The following is a 17499-nucleotide window of genomic DNA, read 5'->3' as shown; positions in this document are numbered from 1 at the left end:
TGTACTTCATGGATCGGATACATGCAAGCGACCCGCTCATTCCTATTCACCACAGCTACGCCTGCTGGCGCCTGATCACCCGTGTTAACCTTGCGTCCATTGCAAAAAGCATATTAGGACACAAAAACTTCGCCATGCCTGGCCAGGTGTACGTAATGTGGATGGTTGAGGGAGTTGCTGACCGAGCATCTACACATCCGGCCAAGCGTCCAAATGCGAACTAAAATGTTCCATTTTTGCCCCATACCTTTTAACGAACCCTGCTAAACCACTGATGAATAAAGCAATTTCAGATTTATCCAGCCATACGCCGATGATGCAGCAATACTGGCGCCTGAAGAACCAGCACCCCGACCAGCTGATGTTCTACCGCATGGGTGACTTCTACGAGATCTTCTATGAAGACGCGAAGAAGGCCGCCAAGTTGCTGGACATCACCCTGACCGCCCGTGGGCAGTCGGCCGGTCAGGCGATTCCGATGTGCGGGATTCCTTACCACGCCGCGGAAGGTTACCTGGCGAAACTGGTCAAGCTCGGCGAATCGGTGGTGATCTGTGAGCAGGTCGGCGATCCGGCGACCAGCAAGGGGCCGGTAGATCGTCAGGTGGTGCGGATCATCACGCCGGGCACGGTCAGTGATGAAGCGCTGCTGGATGAGCGTCGGGATAACCTGATCGCGGCGGTGCTGGGTGACGAGCGTCTGTTCGGGCTGGCGGTGCTGGACATCACCAGCGGCAACTTCACCGTGCTGGAGATCAAGGGCTGGGAAAACCTGCTGGCGGAACTGGAGCGGGTCAATCCGGTGGAGCTGATGATCCCGGATGACTGGCCGAAGGATTTGCCGGCGGAAAAACGCCGTGGGGTACGTCGTCGTGCGCCGTGGGATTTCGAGCGCGACTCGGCGCTGAAAAGTTTGTGCCAGCAGTTCTCGACTCAGGACCTCAAAGGTTTCGGTTGCGAGAACCTGACCCTGGCCATCGGCGCCGCCGGCTGCCTGCTCAGCTACGCCAAGGAAACCCAGCGCACCGCCCTGCCCCATTTGCGCAGCCTGCGGCATGAACGCCTGGACGACACCGTGGTGCTGGACGGCGCGAGTCGTCGCAACCTGGAACTGGACACCAACCTGGCCGGCGGCCGCGACAACACGCTGCAATCGGTGGTCGATCGCTGCCAGACCGCCATGGGCAGTCGCCTGCTGACCCGTTGGCTGAACCGCCCGCTGCGGGATTTGACTGTTTTGTTGGCGCGTCAGACCTCGATCACTTGCCTGCTCGACGGCTACCGTTTCGAAAAGCTGCAACCGCAGCTCAAGGAAATCGGTGACATCGAGCGGATCCTGGCGCGAATCGGTTTGCGAAATGCCCGTCCTCGCGACCTCGCTCGTCTGCGCGATGCACTCGGTGCACTGCCTGAGTTGCAAGTGGCGATGACCGAGCTGGAAGCGCCGCACATCATTCAACTGGCCAGGACCACCAGCACCTACCCGGAACTGGCGGCGCTGCTGGAAAAAGCCATCATCGACAACCCGCCTGCGGTGATCCGCGATGGCGGCGTGTTGAAAACCGGTTACGACAGCGAACTCGACGATCTGCAATCGCTCAGCGAAAACGCCGGGCAGTTCCTGATCGATCTGGAAGCACGCGAAAAGGCCCGCACCGGCCTGTCGCACCTGAAAGTCGGGTACAACCGCATTCACGGTTACTTCATCGAGTTGCCGAGCAAGCAGGCCGAATCGGCGCCGGCCGACTACATTCGTCGCCAGACGCTGAAAGGCGCCGAGCGTTTTATCACGCCGGAACTCAAGGCATTCGAGGACAAGGCACTGTCGGCCAAGAGCCGCGCCCTGGCTCGCGAAAAAATGCTTTACGAAGCGCTGCTCGAAGACCTGATCGCCCAGTTGCCACCGTTGCAAGACACCGCCGCTGCACTGGCCGAGCTGGACGTACTGAGCAACCTCGCCGAACGCGCATTGAATCTCGACCTGAATTGCCCGCGCTTCGTCGACGAGCCATGCATGCGCATCAGCCAGGGCCGTCACCCGGTGGTCGAGCAAGTGCTGACCACGCCGTTCGTGGCCAATGACCTGAGCCTCGACGACAGTACCCGCATGCTGGTGATCACCGGTCCGAACATGGGCGGTAAATCCACCTACATGCGTCAGACCGCATTGATCGTGTTGCTGGCGCACATCGGCAGTTTCGTGCCGGCGGCCAGTTGCGAATTGTCGCTGGTGGACCGAATCTTCACCCGGATCGGTTCCAGCGATGACCTGGCCGGTGGACGCTCGACCTTCATGGTCGAAATGAGCGAAACCGCGAACATTTTGCACAACGCCACCGAACGCAGCCTGGTGCTGATGGACGAAGTCGGTCGCGGCACCAGCACCTTCGACGGTCTGTCCCTGGCCTGGGCCGCGGCCGAACGCCTGGCGCACCTGCGGGCTTACACACTGTTCGCCACCCACTACTTCGAGCTGACGGTGCTGCCGGAAGCGCAACCGCTGGTGGCCAACGTGCACCTCAATGCCACCGAGCACAACGAGCGCATCGTGTTCCTGCACCATGTGCTACCCGGGCCTGCCAGCCAGAGTTACGGCCTGGCCGTTGCGCAGCTGGCCGGCGTGCCGAGCGAAGTGATCGTGCGCGCTCGCGAGCACCTGGGTCGCCTGGAAGCCACCGCGCTGCCCCATGAAGTGCCCAAGACTGCCAAAGGCAAACCGGCCGCGCCGCAACAGAGCGACATGTTCGCCAGCCTGCCGCATCCGGTGCTCGATGAACTGGCCAAACTGGATCTGGACGACCTGACGCCGCGTCGCGCGCTAGAAATGCTCTATACACTAAAGACACGGATCTAACGCACTTGCCTGCAAGCTGTTAGAATCTCGCGCGGTTTGGGATGCTGCAGGCTAATAGCCTGGTCTGCAGACTATCGCTCCCAAACCTGGCGACCCCAACGTGAAGGGGCTCCGCTGCCGCCGCCTGAGGAGAAAATTAGAAATGACCTTCGTCGTCACCGACAACTGCATCAAGTGCAAGTACACCGACTGCGTAGAAGTCTGTCCGGTGGACTGCTTTTACGAAGGCCCGAACTTCCTGGTGATTCACCCGGATGAGTGCATCGACTGCGCACTGTGCGAACCAGAATGCCCTGCCGTGGCCATCTTCTCTGAAGATGAAGTCCCGGAAGAGATGCAGGAATTCATTCAGCTGAACGTTGAGTTGGCCGAAATCTGGCCCAACATCACCGAGAAGAAAGAATCGCTGCCCGATGCCGAAGAGTGGGATGGCGTCAAAGGCAAGATCAAAGACCTCGAACGCTGATTTCCCCCGCGTTCCCGAAAAGGCCCCTTGCGGGCCTTTTTGCTTTTCTGCAGGCAAAAAAAGGGGCGGTTTGACCCGCCCACATTTTTTCCCTATTCCCTGTGTTCCTTTTCATCGTCCTGATGAATCGCGTCCTGCAATGTCCTTTCCCCTCATCCTTGAAGGGCGTGTCCGTCCGTCGACACAACCTGAATACTAGAGAGTTCCCGGGCAAGCGCAATCGGCCTCACAGGCGAAAACGAACGGTCATATGCCGTTAACTTTTATAAATATCAATACTATTCAATCAGATAGAACTGACACCAAGCGACAATAGATGTCTGCCAGGGTGTAAAAATAACGAACACTTACGAAAGAGTAAGTAAAGACTTACAGCGCGACACTACAAAGCTGAGATCTCTCAGGTTTCTCCGTCTAGCGCTGAATGTGTAGGAGCCGGCTTGCTGGCGATCCAGACACCGCGGTTAACCAGGTAAACCGCGTGATCGTTCATCGCCAGCAAGCCGGCTCCTACAGTGACAACAAAAAGCCCCGAACCAGTCGGGGCTTTCTGCTTGCTGCTCAAGCGATTTGCTTATTGAAACAGCGACTCGCTGGACAGACCATTCTTCTCCAGAATCTCCCGCAGACGCTTCAGGCCTTCAACCTGGATCTGTCTGACGCGTTCGCGGGTCAGGCCAATTTCCAGGCCTACATCTTCCAGCGTGCTGCTCTCATGACCGCGCAGACCGAAGCGGCGTATCACCACCTCGCGCTGCTTGTCGGTCAGTTCCGAGAGCCATTGATCGATGCTCTGAGACAGGTCGTCATCCTGCAGCAGTTCGCATGGATCGGTTGGGCGGTCATCGGTAAGGGTGTCCAGCAGGGTTTTATCCGAATCCGGACCCAGCGAGACGTCGACCGAAGAAACCCGCTCGTTCAGGCCGAGCATGCGCTTGACCTCTCCCACCGGTTTTTCCAGCAGGTTGGCGATTTCTTCGGGTGAGGGTTCGTGATCGAGTTTTTGCGTCAGCTCCCGTGCGGCCCGCAGGTACACGTTGAGCTCTTTGACCACATGGATCGGCAACCGGATGGTCCGGGTCTGATTCATGATTGCGCGCTCGATGGTCTGACGAATCCACCAGGTTGCGTAGGTCGAAAAGCGGAAGCCACGTTCGGGGTCGAACTTCTCTACCGCCCGGATCAGCCCGAGGTTGCCCTCTTCGATCAGGTCCAGTAGCGACAAGCCACGATTGACATAGCGTCGGGCGATTTTCACCACCAGCCGCAGGTTGCTTTCAATCATGCGTTTGCGCCCGGCCGGATCGCCACTTTGCGACAAGCGTGCAAAGTGAACTTCTTCCTCGGGGGACAGCAGAGGGGAAAAGCCGATCTCATTGAGGTACAGCTGCGTCGCATCGAGTGCACGCGTGTAGTCAATGTACTTGTGTTGCTTTAACGAGGCGGAGTGTTTGGATTTGGCACGAACGGAAGGTGGAGCAGCCCCTTCATCATTCGACATCGAATCCGTCCCGATGCCGGTCTCCATCAGGAGAACCTCATCGTCGATGTCAAACTCCGGCACTTCTTTACTGAGAGCCATTGTTATAGTCCTTTGGTGAGTTCGACCTCAAGCTCAAGCGGCGCCTCAATCCTTGGCAACGCTGGAGCTTGTTCCCTCTACGTGACGGAACAAGCTGGTAACAAATCAACGACGTGGCAGGAACTGCAGCGGATCTACAGGTTTACCTTGTCGGCGAATCTCAAAATGCAGTTTCACCCGGTCTGTACCCGTTGACCCCATTTCGGCAATTGTCTGTCCGACCTTGACCTGCTGCCCCTCCCGAACCAACAGCCTGCGGTTATGTCCGTAGGCGCTAACGTAGGTATCGCTGTGTTTGATGATGACCAATTCGCCGTAGCCCCTTAAGCCACTCCCGGCGTATACCACCGTCCCATCAGACGCAGCTAAAACAGGCTGTCCCAAATCTCCGGCGATATCAATTCCTTTATTCAAACTACCGTTTGAAGAGAATTTTCCAATCAGGATGCCATTAGAAGGCCATCCCCAGCCGGTCGGGGCCGGGCCTGCCGGAGGCATCGGAGCGGGTGCTGGCTTGTTGGCGACGGACGGTGCAACCACCGTTGTCGTCGTAGTTGCGCCATTTGGCTGGCGCCGGATTACGGTGGTTTTACTCGACGATGAAGGTGCCGAATCGGCCGGACTGACCACCGCCGTCGGCGTTGAACCGGTGCGACCGTCAAAGCGAATCGTCTGACCCGGATGTATCGTGTATGGCGTAGGAATGTTGTTGCGCGCCGCGAGGGCTTTGTAGTCCCAGCCGTAGCGAAATGCGATCGAGAACAGCGTGTCTTTAGGTCGAACCACGTATTGGCCCGTGGTCACTGCCGGACGCTGGGCGACGGCATTGTTGCGATCGACGACGCGCACGTCGCTCGATTTGGTGCTGGAACAACCGACCAGCAAGGTACTCAAGACAAGGCCAGTCACCAGGCGCTGAAAGCTCGTTATACCCATTCGCTGCGCAATGACTGTGAGACTCACCCGCCGCTCCCTTTGTGGTGGCTGAAATGTTGAATTGCCGTGCTCCCGGCATGAAGTGTCGCCAGTATAACGGGCGGTGCAGGCTTTACCTTTAATGAAGCGAAGCACACGTTTGCTACCTGACGATGAAGCCCGTTTAACTGATCGACGCCGCTGTAAGACAGGGGTAATCGAAGAGAATTCACCGGGACGAAACAAATGCTCAGGCCAGTGGCCCGTTGAGCAATGGAACGAAACGCACCGCCCCCAGAACACGCCTGGAAAACCCGTGTTCTTCGCGGATGATCAGCATCAACTGTTGAACCTCACCCGACCCGACCGGTATCACCAGTCGCCCTCCGGGCGCCAACTGGTCGAGCAATGCCTGAGGCACATCGGTCGCCACCGCCGTCACGATGATGCCGTTGTACGGTGCCAGCGCCGGCCAGCCTTCCCAACCATCGCCCCAGCGGAAGACCACGTTGCGCAGGTTGAGGTCGACCAGACGTTCCTTGGCCCGGTCCTGCAAAACCTTGATGCGCTCGACGGAAAAAACCCGCTCGACCAATTGCGACAGGATCGCGGTCTGATAACCCGACCCCGTGCCGATTTCCATCACCTTGTCCAGCGGCCCCGCTTCCAGCAGCAGCTCGCTCATGCGGGCCACCATGTAAGGCTGGGAGATCGTCTGGTTGTTGCCGATCGGCAGCGCCGTGTCTTCGTAGGCACGGTGCGCCAGCGCCTCGTCGACAAACAGGTGACGCGGCGTACGGCGGATCACTTCCAGCACCTTAGCGTTGGAAATGCCCTCCTCATACAACCGCTGAATCAGACGCTCGCGGGTGCGTTGCGAGGTCATCCCGATGCCGCGATGCATCGGGTCTTGTTCACGAGCCATTAGCGCAATCCCTCCAGCCAGCCATCGAGGCTTCGGAAGGCATCATTGAAGGTGCGATCCAGTTGCAGTGGCGTGATGGACACATAGCCTTGCATCACCGCATGGAAATCGGTGCCCGGGCCGCCGTCTTCGGCATCGCCCGCCGCAGCGATCCAGTAACCGGACTTGCCACGTGGGTCGACCACTTTCATCGGTGCCGCCGCGCGGGCGCGATGACCGAGGCGAGTCAGCTGGATTCCGCGGATATGGTCCAGCGGCAAATTGGGAATGTTCACGTTCAGTACCGTGCGCGGTGGCAGGTCAAGGTCGGCGTGGGCTTCCACCAGTTTGCGCGCGTAGTAAGCGGCTGTGGGAAGGTTCTCGACTTGCCGTGAGACCAACGAAAAGGCAAACGAAGGACGCTCCAGGAAACGCCCTTCAAGGGCCGCGGCCACGGTGCCGGAATACAACACATCGTCCCCCAGGTTGGCGCCCAGGTTGATACCGGAAACCACCATGTCCGGTTCGCGTTCCAGCAAGCCGTTGAGGCCCAAGTGCACGCAATCGGTCGGTGTGCCATTGAGGCTGATAAAGCCGTTGGCCAAGGTCTGCGGGTGCAACGGACGGTCGAGCGTCAGCGAACTGCTGGCGCCGCTTTTGTCCTGGTCCGGGGCGATAACCACGCATTCGGTGTAATCCGCCAGCGCAGCATAAAGCGCGGCGAGACCGGGTGCGGTTACCCCATCGTCGTTAGAAATCAGAATACGCATGGGCTGTCCGTCTGCCCCACCGGCACCAGATCAACGAGCTCACGCACCAATACGGTGGCGAAGCATCCGGCCGGCAGGACGAATTCCAGTTGCAGAATGTCAGGCTCGGGATAATGCCACGTCAACCCACCAATGGGCAGTCGCAGGATGCGACGTTCGTGGCTCATACCGGCGTTAATCAACCAATCGCGCAGATCCGCTTCGCGCGCGGCGATTGCCTGCTCCAGTTCATGGACAGCGCCCGTCGCCGGCGAGTCACCTTCGCCCCACTGCGGGCCGGTCGGGTGCAGATCGAGTATCGCCAGTCGCGGGTCACTGCACTCGGCCTCACCGGCCGGAAAGAAGCTTCGGCTGTCAGTGAACGCCAGCAGATCACCGACCTGCGCCTGCTGCCAGGTGCCATCAGCCACACGCGCCGCCAACACCTGGTTGAACAGAAAACTGCGCGCGGTGGAGAGCAAGCGCGAACGAACGTTGCGTTGCTCCGGCAAAGCCTTGCGCGCGGCCCAGGCTCGGGCGTCGACCACATTGCCGCCGTCGAACCCGAACCGCTGGGAGCCGAAATAGTTGGGAATACCTTGTTTGGCGATCAACTGCAGGCGCGCTTCGATGGCCGCTTTGTCGCCCGCGAATTGAGTCAGGCGCAAGGTGAAACCGTTGGCCGAATGGGCACCGCGTTGCAGCTTGCGTTTGTGCCGGCCGGTCTGGAGGATCTTCAGCGTATCGTTTTCCGCCGCCGACAGATCAGGGTCGGCCTTGCCCGGCAGTTGCACGCTGAACCATTGGCGCGTCAGCGCCTGGCGATCCTTGAGGCCGGCGTAACTGACGGTGCGCAATGGCACGCCCGCTGCCTTGGCAATTCGCCGTGCCGCTTCTTCGGTATTCAGGCCGCGCTTTTCCACCCAGATCCACAGATGTTCGCCATCGCCACTGAGCGGGATGTTGAGCACTTCGTCGACCTGGAAGTCTTCCGCCGTGGCTTTCAACACTGCGGTGCCGAGGGCTTCACCGTAGGCACGCGGGCCGAGCAATTGCAGTTCGTTCATGCGCGCAGCAACAAAGCAACGGAATGCACGGCGATACCTTCTTCGCGACCGACAAAGCCGAGCTTTTCGGTGGTGGTAGCTTTCACGTTCACTTGATCCAACTCAACTTGAAGATCCACGGCAATCAGCGCGCGCATCGATTCGATATGCGGGGCCATTTTCGGCGCCTGGGCGACGATGGTGTTATCGACGTTGCCGACTTTCCAGCCTTTGGCGTGGACCAGTGCGACGACGTGACGCAACAGCACACGGCTGTCGGCGCCCTTGAATTTTGGGTCGGTGTCCGGGAAGTGCTTGCCGATATCACCCAGCGCAGCGGCGCCGAGCAAGGCATCGCTCAAGGCGTGCAGCAGGACGTCACCGTCGGAGTGAGCGAGCAGCCCGAAGCCGTGTGCAATGCGCACGCCGCCCAGAGTAATGAAATCGCCTTCAGCGAAACGGTGCACATCATATCCGTGGCCAATACGCATAAAAAAACGCCCCGATTTTTGTCAGGGCGTGATTCTACCTGCATTAGACGCCTAGAGCGCGTCCGTGATGTTGCAAGTGGTCGTCGATGAAGCTGGCGATGAAGAAATAGCTGTGGTCGTAGCCCGGTTGCAGACGCAACGTCAGCGGATGACCGGCCAGTTTGGTCGCTTGTTGCAAGGCTTCAGGCTTGAGCTGCGTGGCCAGGAAATCATCACGATCACCTTGATCGACCAATAGCGGCAGCTTCTCGTCGGCCTCGGCAATCAATGCGCAGGCATCCCATTCGCGCCATTTCGAACGGTCTTCTCCCAGGTAACGGGAAAAGGCTTTCTGCCCCCAAGGGCAGTCCATCGGATTGTTGATTGGCGAAAACGCCGACACCGACTGATACCGACCCGGATTGCGCAATGCGCAGACCAGCGCGCCGTGGCCGCCCATGGAATGACCGCTGATGCCGCGCTTGTCCGAAGCGGGGAAATGGGCCTCGACCAATGCCGGCAATTCCTGCACGACATAGTCATGCATCCGATAGTGACGGGACCAGGGTTCCTGCGTGGCATTCAAATAGAACCCGGCACCGAGACCGAAGTCCCAGGCACCGTCCGGGTCGCCCGGCACATCAGGGCCACGAGGGCTGGTATCCGGTGCAACGATGATCAGCCCGAGCTCCGCGGCCATGCGCAGGGCGCCGGCCTTGTGCATGAAGTTCTCGTCGGTGCAGGTCAGGCCGGACAACCAGTACAGCACCGGCAGTTTGCCGCCCTGCTCCGCTTGCGGCGGCAAGTACACGGCAAACACCATGTCGCAGCCCAGTACATCGGAGCGGTGCCGGTAGCGTTTGTGCCAACCGCCGAAGCTTTTCTGACAGGAGATATTTTCCAGGCTCATGGCGGACCTCAGAAATGGATGACGGAACGGATGCTTTTTCCTTCATGCATCAGGTCGAAAGCCTTGTTGATATCTTCCAGACCCATGGTGTGGGTGATGAACGTGTCCAACGGGATTTCGCCGGTTTCAGCCATTTCGACATAGCTTGGCAATTCGGTGCGACCACGCACACCGCCGAACGCCGAACCGCGCCAGACGCGACCAGTCACCAACTGGAATGGACGGGTAGCGATTTCCTGTCCGGCACCGGCCACGCCGATGATCACCGACTCGCCCCAACCCTTGTGGCAGCACTCGAGTGCAGCGCGCATCAATTGGACATTGCCGATGCACTCGAAGGAAAAATCGACGCCGCCATCGGTCATGTCGACGATGACTTCCTGAATCGGACGGTCGAAATCTTTCGGGTTTACGCAGTCGGTTGCACCGAGCTGCTTGGCGATCTCGAACTTGGCCGGGTTGATGTCGATGGCGATGATCCGTGCAGCCTTGGCTTTTACAGCACCGATGACCGCCGACAGACCGATACCGCCGAGGCCGAAAATGGCCACGGTATCACCCGGTTTTACCTTGGCCGTATTGAGCACCGCGCCGATGCCGGTGGTGACGCCGCAGCCCAGCAGGCAGACTTTTTCCAGTGGCGCTTCTTTCGGAATCTTGGCCACGGAGATTTCCGGCAACACGGTGTACTCGGAGAACGTCGAGGTACCCATGTAGTGGAAAATCGGCTGGCCCTTGTAGGAAAAACGCGTAGTGCCATCTGGCATCAGGCCTTTGCCCTGGGTCGCACGAATCGCCTGACACAGGTTGGTCTTGCCCGACAGGCAGAATTTGCACTGGCGGCATTCCGGGGTGTACAGCGGGATGACGTGATCGCCGACAGCCACGGAGGTTACGCCCTCACCGATGGCTTCAACCACCGCGCCACCTTCGTGACCGAGGATCGACGGGAAGATGCCTTCCGGATCGGCGCCCGACAGCGTGTACGCATCGGTATGGCAGACACCGGAGGCAACCACACGCAGCAAGACTTCACCGGCCTTTGGCATGGCGACATCGACTTCAACGATCTCGAGGGGTTTCTTGGCCTCGAAGGCAACGGCGGCGCGCGACTTGATCATGTGGATTCTCCAGTGAATAAAAACGAGACAAGGAGTGTAATACAGCACCTAACGATGAATAATCCGGACAAAAGCAAAACATTATTGCTACACAGGGATAATCCTTGATGTCCGAGAACCGCTGGGAAGGTATCGATGAATTCGTCGCCGTGGCCGAGTGCAGCCAATTTACGGCGGCGGCGGAACGTCTGGGGGTTTCTTCCTCCCACATCAGTCGCCAAATAGTACGCCTGGAAGAGCGCCTTCAGACGCGACTGCTTTATCGCAGCACCCGTCGCGTCACGCTGACCGAAGCCGGGCAAACTTTTTTGCAGCATTGCCAGCGGTTGCAGGACGGTCGTGAAGAAGCGCTCAGAGCGGTCGGCGACCTGACCAGCGAGCCCAAAGGCATGTTGCGCATGACCTGCGCGGTGGCGTACGGCGAGCGCTTCATCGTGCCGCTGGTAACGCGATTCATGGGGCTTTATCCACAACTTCGAATCGATATCGAACTGAGCAACCGTCAACTCGACCTGGTGCATGAAGGTCTGGACCTGGCGATCCGCCTCGGTCGCCTTCAGGATTCGCGATTGGTGGCAACGCGCCTGGCGCCACGGCGCATGTACTTATGCGCGTCACCGTCTTATCTGGAACGATATGGCCGCCCACACAGCTTGTCGGAACTGAGCCGCCACAACTGCCTCGTCGGCAGTTCGGACCTGTGGCAACTGGAACAGAACGGGCGGGAATTTTCTCAGCGAGTACAAGGAAACTGGCGCTGCAACAGTGGGCAAGCGGTGCTGGATGCGGCGTTACAGGGCGTCGGGTTGTGTCAGTTGCCGGACTATTACGTGCTGGAACATCTGAAAGTCGGCTCTTTGATTTCATTGCTGGAGGCGCATCAACCCCCTAACACGGCGGTGTGGGCGCTTTATCCACAGCAACGACACTTGTCGCCCAAGGTGCGCAAGTTGGTGGATTATCTGAAGGAAGGATTGGCCGAGCGGCCGGAGTATCGAGGCTGATGCACATCAGTGCCGGATTTGTTGTCTGAACCACCGCTATCGCCGGCAAGCCGGTCTCCCACAGTTAATCGAGTTCATTCAGAAAGAACGCAGTCGAATGTGGGAGCGAGCCTGCTCGCGATAGCGGCAGTACAGTCTACGAATCATTCAGCGACGGTTGGACCAGCGCTGACGCAACCACTCAAGATCCTCAGGGCGAGTGACTTTCAGGTTGTCCGCACGCCCTTCAATCAAGCGTGGCGCCAGTCCTGCCCATTCCATCGCCGATGCTTCATCGGTAATGACCGCATCGGCGACCAGACTGTCGGCCAAGGCCCGATGCAAGGCGCCGAGGCGAAACATCTGCGGTGTGTACGCTTGCCAGATCACACTGCGATCCACGGTTTCAACTACACGACCGAGCTTGTCGACCCGCTTCAGGGTATCGCGCGCCGGAACCGCCAGCAGTCCGCCGACCGGATCGTCAGCCAGTTCAACCAGCAACTTGTCCAGATCATCACGACTCAGATTGGGCCGTGCAGCATCGTGCACCAACACCCAATCCTCATCGCCAGCACCCAGCGCATGCAGATGCAGCAAGGCATTGAGTACCGACCCGGAACGCTCGTCGCCGCCATCAACGCGTTGAATACGCGAATCGCCAGCGCACGCCAGATTCGGCCAATAAGGATCATCCACAGCAAGACTGATCACCAACCCCTTAAGGGCAGGGTGATCAAGGAAACAGCCAAGGCTGTGTTCAAGAATAGTGCGCCCGCCCAGTTGCAAGTATTGCTTGGGACGGTCCGCGGCCATACGGGCACCGACGCCCGCGGCAGGAATCACGGCCCAGAAGGCCGGTAACGAGGAATTCATTGAGCCAACTGGTAAAGGGTTTCACCGTCCTTGACCATGCCCAACTCATGGCGAGCCCGCTCCTCAACGGTCTCCATGCCTTTTTTCAATTCACTGACTTCGGCGTCCATCACCCGATTGCGTTCCAGCAACCCTTCGTTCTCAGCGTGTTGATCCGCGATCTGCTGAGTCAGCTCGGCCACTTGCGCCAGACTGCCATTACCCACCCACAGGCGGTATTGCAGGCCAGCCAGCAACAAGAGCAAAACGAGGAACAACCAATTGGGACTGCGCATCGAATATCGGGTATCCAGGAAAAAAGACAGCCATGCCAAAACTTTGAAGCGTCTGATAGCACGAAGCCTGGAATATCCAGGCTTGTGCTCTTAAGGCATCAGATTAGTGGCAAAAACGTCGCTCTAGCGATTTTTTCGACACAATCCGGTGTCTTTTTTACCTTGTAGCAATCAGCCGCGAAACTCGCTGCGGCCGTTGTACTTGGCTTTGCCATTCAACTGCTCTTCGATACGCAGCAGTTGGTTGTACTTGGAAACGCGATCGGAACGGCACAGGGAGCCGGTCTTGATCTGGCCAGCCGAAGTGCCCACAGCCAGATCGGCAATGGTCGAATCTTCGGTTTCGCCGGAGCGGTGCGAGATCACGGCAGTGTAACCAGCAGCCTTGGCCATCTGGATTGCTTCCAGGGTTTCGGTCAGGGTGCCGATCTGGTTGAACTTGATCAGGATCGAGTTGGCGATCTTTTTATCGATGCCTTCTTTCAGGATCTTGGTGTTGGTCACGAACAGGTCGTCGCCTACCAGCTGGGTTTTCTCGCCGATCTTGTCGGTGAGGATTTTCCAGCCAGCCCAGTCGGACTCGTCCAGGCCATCTTCGATGGAGATGATCGGGTAACGCTCGGTCAGACCTTTCAGGTAGTCGGCGAAACCTTCAGCGGTGAACACCTGGCCTTCGCCGGACAGGTTGTACTTGCCGTCTTCGTAGAATTCGCTGGCCGCGCAGTCCAGTGCCAGGGTCACGTCGGTGCCCAGTTTGTAACCGGCGTTGGCCACCGCTTCGGAGATCACTTTCAAAGCATCTTCGTTGGACGCCAGGTTCGGCGCGAAACCACCTTCGTCACCGACAGCAGTGCTCAGGCCACGGGCCTTCAGAACGGCTTTGAGGTGATGGAAAATCTCGGTGCCCATGCGCAGACCTTCCGAGAAAGACTTGGCGCCAACCGGCTGAACCATGAATTCCTGGATGTCGACGTTGTTATCGGCGTGCTCGCCACCGTTGATGATGTTCATCATCGGAACCGGCATCGAGTAGACACCCGGGGTGCCGTTCAGGTTGGCGATGTGTGCGTACAGCGGCAGGTCCTGGTCCTGTGCTGCTGCCTTGGCCGCGGCCAGGGAAACGGCGAGGATCGCGTTGGCGCCCAGGGAACCTTTGTTTTCAGTGCCGTCGAGCTTGATCATCGCGTGATCGAGGGCTTTCTGGTCGCTTGGGTCTGTACCTTTCAACAGGTCGCGGATCGGACCGTTGATGTTGGCGACGGCTTTCAGAACGCCCTTGCCCAGGTAACGGCTCTTGTCGCCATCACGCAGCTCGAGCGCTTCACGCGAGCCAGTGGAAGCACCGGACGGCGCGCATGCGCTGCCGATGATGCCGTTATCGAGAAGCACGTCCGCTTCCACGGTGGGGTTGCCACGGGAGTCGAGAACTTCACGACCTTTGATGTCGACGATTTTTGCCATTGTTGTAAACACTCCAAAGTTGACGAAAACGCTCTGTACCGCTCGATTTATAACTTGTGGGTCACATTGTTGCATAAGACCGGCTTGCTAATGGCGCTCTCTCGGGCCCCTTCGCGAGCAAGCTCGGCTCCTACAGGGAGAAATGAGGATTACGCGGTTTCTACCGTCGGAAAACTCTTCACCAGTTCGTCCAAAGCTTTGAGCTGGGCCAGGAATGGCTCCAGTTTGTCCAGACGCAAGGCGCAAGGGCCGTCGCATTTGGCGTTGTCCGGGTCCGGGTGCGCTTCGAGGAACAGACCGGCCAGTGACTGGCTGATCCCGGCTTTCGCCAGATCGAGGACCTGAGCGCGGCGACCGCCGGCGGAATCGGAGCGACCGCCGGGCATTTGCAGCGCGTGGGTCACGTCGAAGAACACCGGGTATTCGAACTGCTTCATGATGCCGAAGCCGAGCATGTCGACGACCAGGTTGTTGTAGCCGAAGCTCGAACCGCGTTCGCAGAGGATCAACTGATCGTTACCCGCTTCCACGCACTTGTTCAGGATGTGTTTCATCTCCTGAGGCGCGAGGAACTGGGCTTTCTTGATGTTGATCACCGCACCGGTTTTGGCCATCGCGACTACGAGGTCGGTCTGGCGCGACAGGAAGGCCGGCAGCTGGATGATGTCGCAGACTTCAGCGACGACCGCGGCCTGATCAGGCTCGTGGACGTCGGTGATGATCGGCACGCCGAAGGCTTGCTTGATGTCCTGGAAAATCCGCATGCCCTCTTCCAGGCCGGGGCCACGGTAAGAAGTCACGGAAGAGCGGTTGGCCTTGTCGAAGCTGGCCTTGAACACGTAAGGGATACCGAGTTTCTCGGTGACCTTTACGTATTCTTCGCAGACCTGCATCGCCATGTCGCGGCTTTCCAGCACGTTCATGCCACCGAACAGCACCATAGGCTTGTCGTTGGCAATCTCGATATCGCCTACGCGGATGATCTTCTGCGCCATAAGGTTCAAGCCTTCTTCTGGTGTTGAGCCAAAGCTGCTTTGACGAAACCGCTGAACAACGGGTGACCGTCGCGTGGCGTCGAGGTGAACTCAGGGTGGAACTGGCAAGCGACGAACCATGGATGATCCGGGGCTTCGACCACTTCAACCAGCGCGCCATCACCGGAGCGACCGGAGATTTTCAGACCCGCTTCCATGATTTTCGGCAGCAGGTTGTTGTTCACTTCGTAGCGGTGACGGTGACGCTCGACGATCACGTCCTTACCGTAGCAGTCGTGTACCAGGGAACCCGGCTCAAGCAGGCAATCCTGTGCGCCGAGGCGCATGGTGCCGCCCAGATCGGACGTTTCGGTACGGGTTTCGACCGCGCCGGTGGCATCTTCCCACTCGGTGATCAGACCCACGACCGGGTGACCGCTTGCGCGATCGAACTCGGTGGAGTTGGCGTCTTTCCAGCCCATGACGTTACGAGCAAACTCGATCACGGCCACTTGCATGCCCAGGCAGATGCCGAGGTACGGAACCTTGTTTTCGCGAGCGTACTGGACGGCGGTGATCTTGCCTTCCACGCCACGCAGACCGAAGCCGCCTGGAACCAGGATCGCGTCGACGCCTTCCAGCAGCGCGGTGCCCTGGTTTTCGATGTCTTCGGAATCGATGTAGCGCAGGTTGACCTTGGTGCGGTTGCTAATGCCGGCGTGACTCATCGCTTCGATCAGCGACTTGTAGGCGTCCAGCAGTTCCATGTACTTGCCGACCATGGCGATGGTGACTTCGTGCTCAGGGTTGAGCTTGGCGTCGACCACGGCTTCCCACTCGGACAGATCGGCGCCGCCGCATTGCAGGCCGAAACGCTCGACCACAAAATCATCCAGGCCCTGAGAGTGCAGGATGCCCGGGATCTTGTAGATGGTGTCGGCGTCTTCCAGCGCAATCACCGCACGTTCTTCAACGTTGGTGAACTGTGCGATCTTGCGACGCGAGGAGATGTCGATCGGGTGATCGGAGCGGCACACCAGCACATCAGGTTGCAGGCCGATGGAACGCAGTTCCTTGACCGAATGCTGGGTTGGCTTGGTTTTGGTTTCGCCGGCAGTGGCGATGTACGGCACCAGCGTCAGGTGCATCAGCATCGCGCGCTTGGCGCCGACTTCGAAACGCAATTGACGGATGGCTTCGAGGAACGGCTGGGATTCGATGTCACCCACGGTGCCACCGATCTCGACCATCGCCACGTCGGCATCGCCGGCGCCCTTGATGATCCGGCGCTTGATTTCGTCGGTGATGTGCGGGATCACCTGGATGGTGGCGCCCAGGTAATCACCACGGCGCTCTTTGCGCAGGACGTGTTCGTAGACACGGCCGGTGGTGAAGTTGTTGTTCTGGGTCATGGTCGTGCGGATGAACCGCTCGTAGTGGCCCAGGTCCAGGTCGGTCTCGGCGCCGTCGTGGGTGACGAACACTTCACCGTGCTGGAACGGGCTCATGGTGCCCGGGTCGACGTTGATGTACGGATCCAGCTTCAGCATGGTGACCTTAAGTCCCCGCGCCTCCAGGATGGCCGCCAATGAAGCCGATGCAATGCCTTTCCCCAATGAAGAAACAACACCGCCCGTGACGAATATGTAGCGCGTCATGAAAAACCCTAGAAGTCTGCGTTAAAGCGGTCCGAGCCGCCGGGGAAAGCGAAGGAAGGCCGAAGCCCCCGATCACCTGCATTAATCACAGTGCACCTTTCAAAAAAACCGCCGCGTTGGGGCAGACCGGGAGATGAAACACCGGTACGTTGCTCGCTACACATTTTTTGGAATCGCCCAGCAAAGACTGCTTGGTAATCGGCAACTCCTGCAATTCAGGCGAATCCACAGAAGTTGTATCAAGAAGGGAGCGTA

The 17499-nt window shown here is 58.8% G+C and carries 16 protein-coding genes; 3 read left to right on the top strand and 13 right to left on the bottom strand.

Annotated features, from left to right (window positions below):
- Positions 1 to 286 precede the first annotated feature (286 nt).
- Both mutS and fdxA read left to right on the top strand, forming a co-directional pair.
- Positions 287 to 2854, top strand: a complete 2568-nt coding sequence (gene mutS, locus ACA066_RS05900; RefSeq protein WP_497699810.1) for a DNA mismatch repair protein MutS — start codon at positions 287 to 289, stop codon at positions 2852 to 2854.
- Positions 2855 to 2996: 142 nt separating this feature from the next.
- A complete protein-coding gene (fdxA, locus tag ACA066_RS05895) occupies positions 2997 to 3320 on the top strand; it encodes a ferredoxin FdxA (protein WP_007908827.1) in 324 nt (107 codons plus the stop codon).
- A 574-nt stretch (positions 3321 to 3894) separates the two neighbouring features.
- Here the strand turns inward: fdxA and rpoS are convergent.
- The 8 genes from rpoS to ACA066_RS05855 form a co-directional block, all read right to left on the bottom strand.
- The gene (rpoS, locus tag ACA066_RS05890) at positions 3895 to 4902 is read right to left on the bottom strand and encodes an RNA polymerase sigma factor RpoS (RefSeq protein ID WP_008154012.1); all 1008 of its coding nucleotides are present in this window, start codon (positions 4900 to 4902) and stop codon (positions 3895 to 3897) included.
- Between the two features lie 105 nt (positions 4903 to 5007).
- Positions 5008 to 5865, bottom strand: a complete 858-nt coding sequence (locus ACA066_RS05885; RefSeq protein ID WP_214380994.1) for a peptidoglycan DD-metalloendopeptidase family protein — start codon at positions 5863 to 5865, stop codon at positions 5008 to 5010.
- 202 nt (positions 5866 to 6067) lie between these two features.
- Positions 6068 to 6703, bottom strand: coding sequence for a protein-L-isoaspartate(D-aspartate) O-methyltransferase (locus ACA066_RS05880; RefSeq protein ID WP_174602683.1), 636 nt, complete (start codon positions 6701 to 6703; stop codon positions 6068 to 6070).
- A 38-nt stretch (positions 6704 to 6741) separates the two neighbouring features.
- Complete coding sequence (surE, locus tag ACA066_RS05875) at positions 6742 to 7491, bottom strand: 5'/3'-nucleotidase SurE (protein ID WP_438661944.1); 750 nt, start codon at positions 7489 to 7491, stop codon at positions 6742 to 6744.
- On the bottom strand, positions 7479 to 8537 hold the full coding sequence (gene truD, locus ACA066_RS05870) for a tRNA pseudouridine(13) synthase TruD (RefSeq protein WP_497698489.1): 1059 nt from the start codon (positions 8535 to 8537) through the stop codon (positions 7479 to 7481). The genes surE and truD overlap by 13 nt, the downstream gene beginning before the upstream one ends.
- Positions 8534 to 9007, bottom strand: coding sequence for a 2-C-methyl-D-erythritol 2,4-cyclodiphosphate synthase (gene ispF / locus ACA066_RS05865; protein WP_497698488.1), 474 nt, complete (start codon positions 9005 to 9007; stop codon positions 8534 to 8536). Before ispF ends, truD begins: the two co-directional genes overlap by 4 nt.
- A 43-nt stretch (positions 9008 to 9050) precedes the next feature.
- Positions 9051 to 9896 carry an S-formylglutathione hydrolase gene (gene fghA / locus ACA066_RS05860; protein ID WP_253437255.1) on the bottom strand — a complete coding sequence of 282 codons (846 nt, stop codon included), beginning with the start codon at positions 9894 to 9896 and terminating at the stop codon, positions 9051 to 9053.
- Between the two features lie 8 nt (positions 9897 to 9904).
- Positions 9905 to 11017, bottom strand: a complete 1113-nt coding sequence (locus tag ACA066_RS05855) for an S-(hydroxymethyl)glutathione dehydrogenase/class III alcohol dehydrogenase (protein WP_214380986.1) — start codon at positions 11015 to 11017, stop codon at positions 9905 to 9907.
- 107 nt (positions 11018 to 11124) lie between these two features.
- Between ACA066_RS05855 and ACA066_RS05850 the strand changes: the two genes are divergently transcribed.
- Positions 11125 to 12021: a LysR family transcriptional regulator gene (locus ACA066_RS05850; RefSeq protein WP_497698487.1), complete on the top strand. Its 897-nt coding sequence runs from the start codon at positions 11125 to 11127 to the stop codon at positions 12019 to 12021.
- 147 nt (positions 12022 to 12168) lie between these two features.
- On the opposite strand, the gene ispD is transcribed toward ACA066_RS05850, so the two are convergent.
- The 5 genes from ispD to pyrG all read right to left on the bottom strand — a co-directional run bounded on the left by ispD (position 12169) and on the right by pyrG (position 17244).
- Positions 12169 to 12876, bottom strand: coding sequence for a 2-C-methyl-D-erythritol 4-phosphate cytidylyltransferase (gene ispD / locus ACA066_RS05845; protein ID WP_497698486.1), 708 nt, complete (start codon positions 12874 to 12876; stop codon positions 12169 to 12171).
- Entirely contained in the window at positions 12873 to 13151 is a 279-nt protein-coding gene (ftsB, locus tag ACA066_RS05840) for a cell division protein FtsB (protein WP_008028992.1), read from the bottom strand. Before ftsB ends, ispD begins: the two co-directional genes overlap by 4 nt.
- A gap of 171 nt (positions 13152 to 13322) precedes the next feature.
- Positions 13323 to 14612, bottom strand: a complete 1290-nt coding sequence (gene eno / locus ACA066_RS05835; protein WP_008039408.1) for a phosphopyruvate hydratase — start codon at positions 14610 to 14612, stop codon at positions 13323 to 13325.
- 149 nt (positions 14613 to 14761) lie between these two features.
- The gene (kdsA, locus tag ACA066_RS05830) at positions 14762 to 15607 is read right to left on the bottom strand and encodes a 3-deoxy-8-phosphooctulonate synthase (RefSeq protein WP_150630801.1); all 846 of its coding nucleotides are present in this window, start codon (positions 15605 to 15607) and stop codon (positions 14762 to 14764) included.
- Between the two features lie 5 nt (positions 15608 to 15612).
- Positions 15613 to 17244, bottom strand: coding sequence for a CTP synthase (gene pyrG / locus ACA066_RS05825; protein WP_157714753.1), 1632 nt, complete (start codon positions 17242 to 17244; stop codon positions 15613 to 15615).
- Positions 17245 to 17499: the final 255 nt, after the last annotated feature.

This window comes from Pseudomonas sp. LBUM1651 (genome assembly GCF_059716135.1).
This window is presented reverse-complemented; position numbering and strand designations above follow the sequence as displayed.

What these genes read in the sequence shown, in the direction of transcription:
- fdxA (WP_007908827.1), top strand. Translation starts at nt 2,997, where the DNA reads ATGACCTTCGTCGTCACCGACAACTGCATCAAGTGCAAGTACACCGAC.
- rpoS (WP_008154012.1), bottom strand. Translation starts at nt 4,902, where the DNA reads ATGGCTCTCAGTAAAGAAGTGCCGGAGTTTGACATCGACGATGAGGTT.
- ACA066_RS05880 (WP_174602683.1), bottom strand. Translation starts at nt 6,703, where the DNA reads ATGACCTCGCAACGCACCCGCGAGCGTCTGATTCAGCGGTTGTATGAG.
- surE (WP_438661944.1), bottom strand. Translation starts at nt 7,491, where the DNA reads ATGCGTATTCTGATTTCTAACGACGATGGGGTAACCGCACCCGGTCTC.
- truD (WP_497698489.1), bottom strand. Translation starts at nt 8,537, where the DNA reads ATGAACGAACTGCAATTGCTCGGCCCGCGTGCCTACGGTGAAGCCCTC.
- ispF (WP_497698488.1), bottom strand. Translation starts at nt 9,007, where the DNA reads ATGCGTATTGGCCACGGATATGATGTGCACCGTTTCGCTGAAGGCGAT.
- fghA (WP_253437255.1), bottom strand. Translation starts at nt 9,896, where the DNA reads ATGAGCCTGGAAAATATCTCCTGTCAGAAAAGCTTCGGCGGTTGGCAC.
- ACA066_RS05855 (WP_214380986.1), bottom strand. Translation starts at nt 11,017, where the DNA reads ATGATCAAGTCGCGCGCCGCCGTTGCCTTCGAGGCCAAGAAACCCCTC.
- ACA066_RS05850 (WP_497698487.1), top strand. Translation starts at nt 11,125, where the DNA reads ATGTCCGAGAACCGCTGGGAAGGTATCGATGAATTCGTCGCCGTGGCC.
- ispD (WP_497698486.1), bottom strand. Translation starts at nt 12,876, where the DNA reads ATGAATTCCTCGTTACCGGCCTTCTGGGCCGTGATTCCTGCCGCGGGC.
- ftsB (WP_008028992.1), bottom strand. Translation starts at nt 13,151, where the DNA reads ATGCGCAGTCCCAATTGGTTGTTCCTCGTTTTGCTCTTGTTGCTGGCT.
- eno (WP_008039408.1), bottom strand. Translation starts at nt 14,612, where the DNA reads ATGGCAAAAATCGTCGACATCAAAGGTCGTGAAGTTCTCGACTCCCGT.
- kdsA (WP_150630801.1), bottom strand. Translation starts at nt 15,607, where the DNA reads ATGGCGCAGAAGATCATCCGCGTAGGCGATATCGAGATTGCCAACGAC.
- pyrG (WP_157714753.1), bottom strand. Translation starts at nt 17,244, where the DNA reads ATGACGCGCTACATATTCGTCACGGGCGGTGTTGTTTCTTCATTGGGG.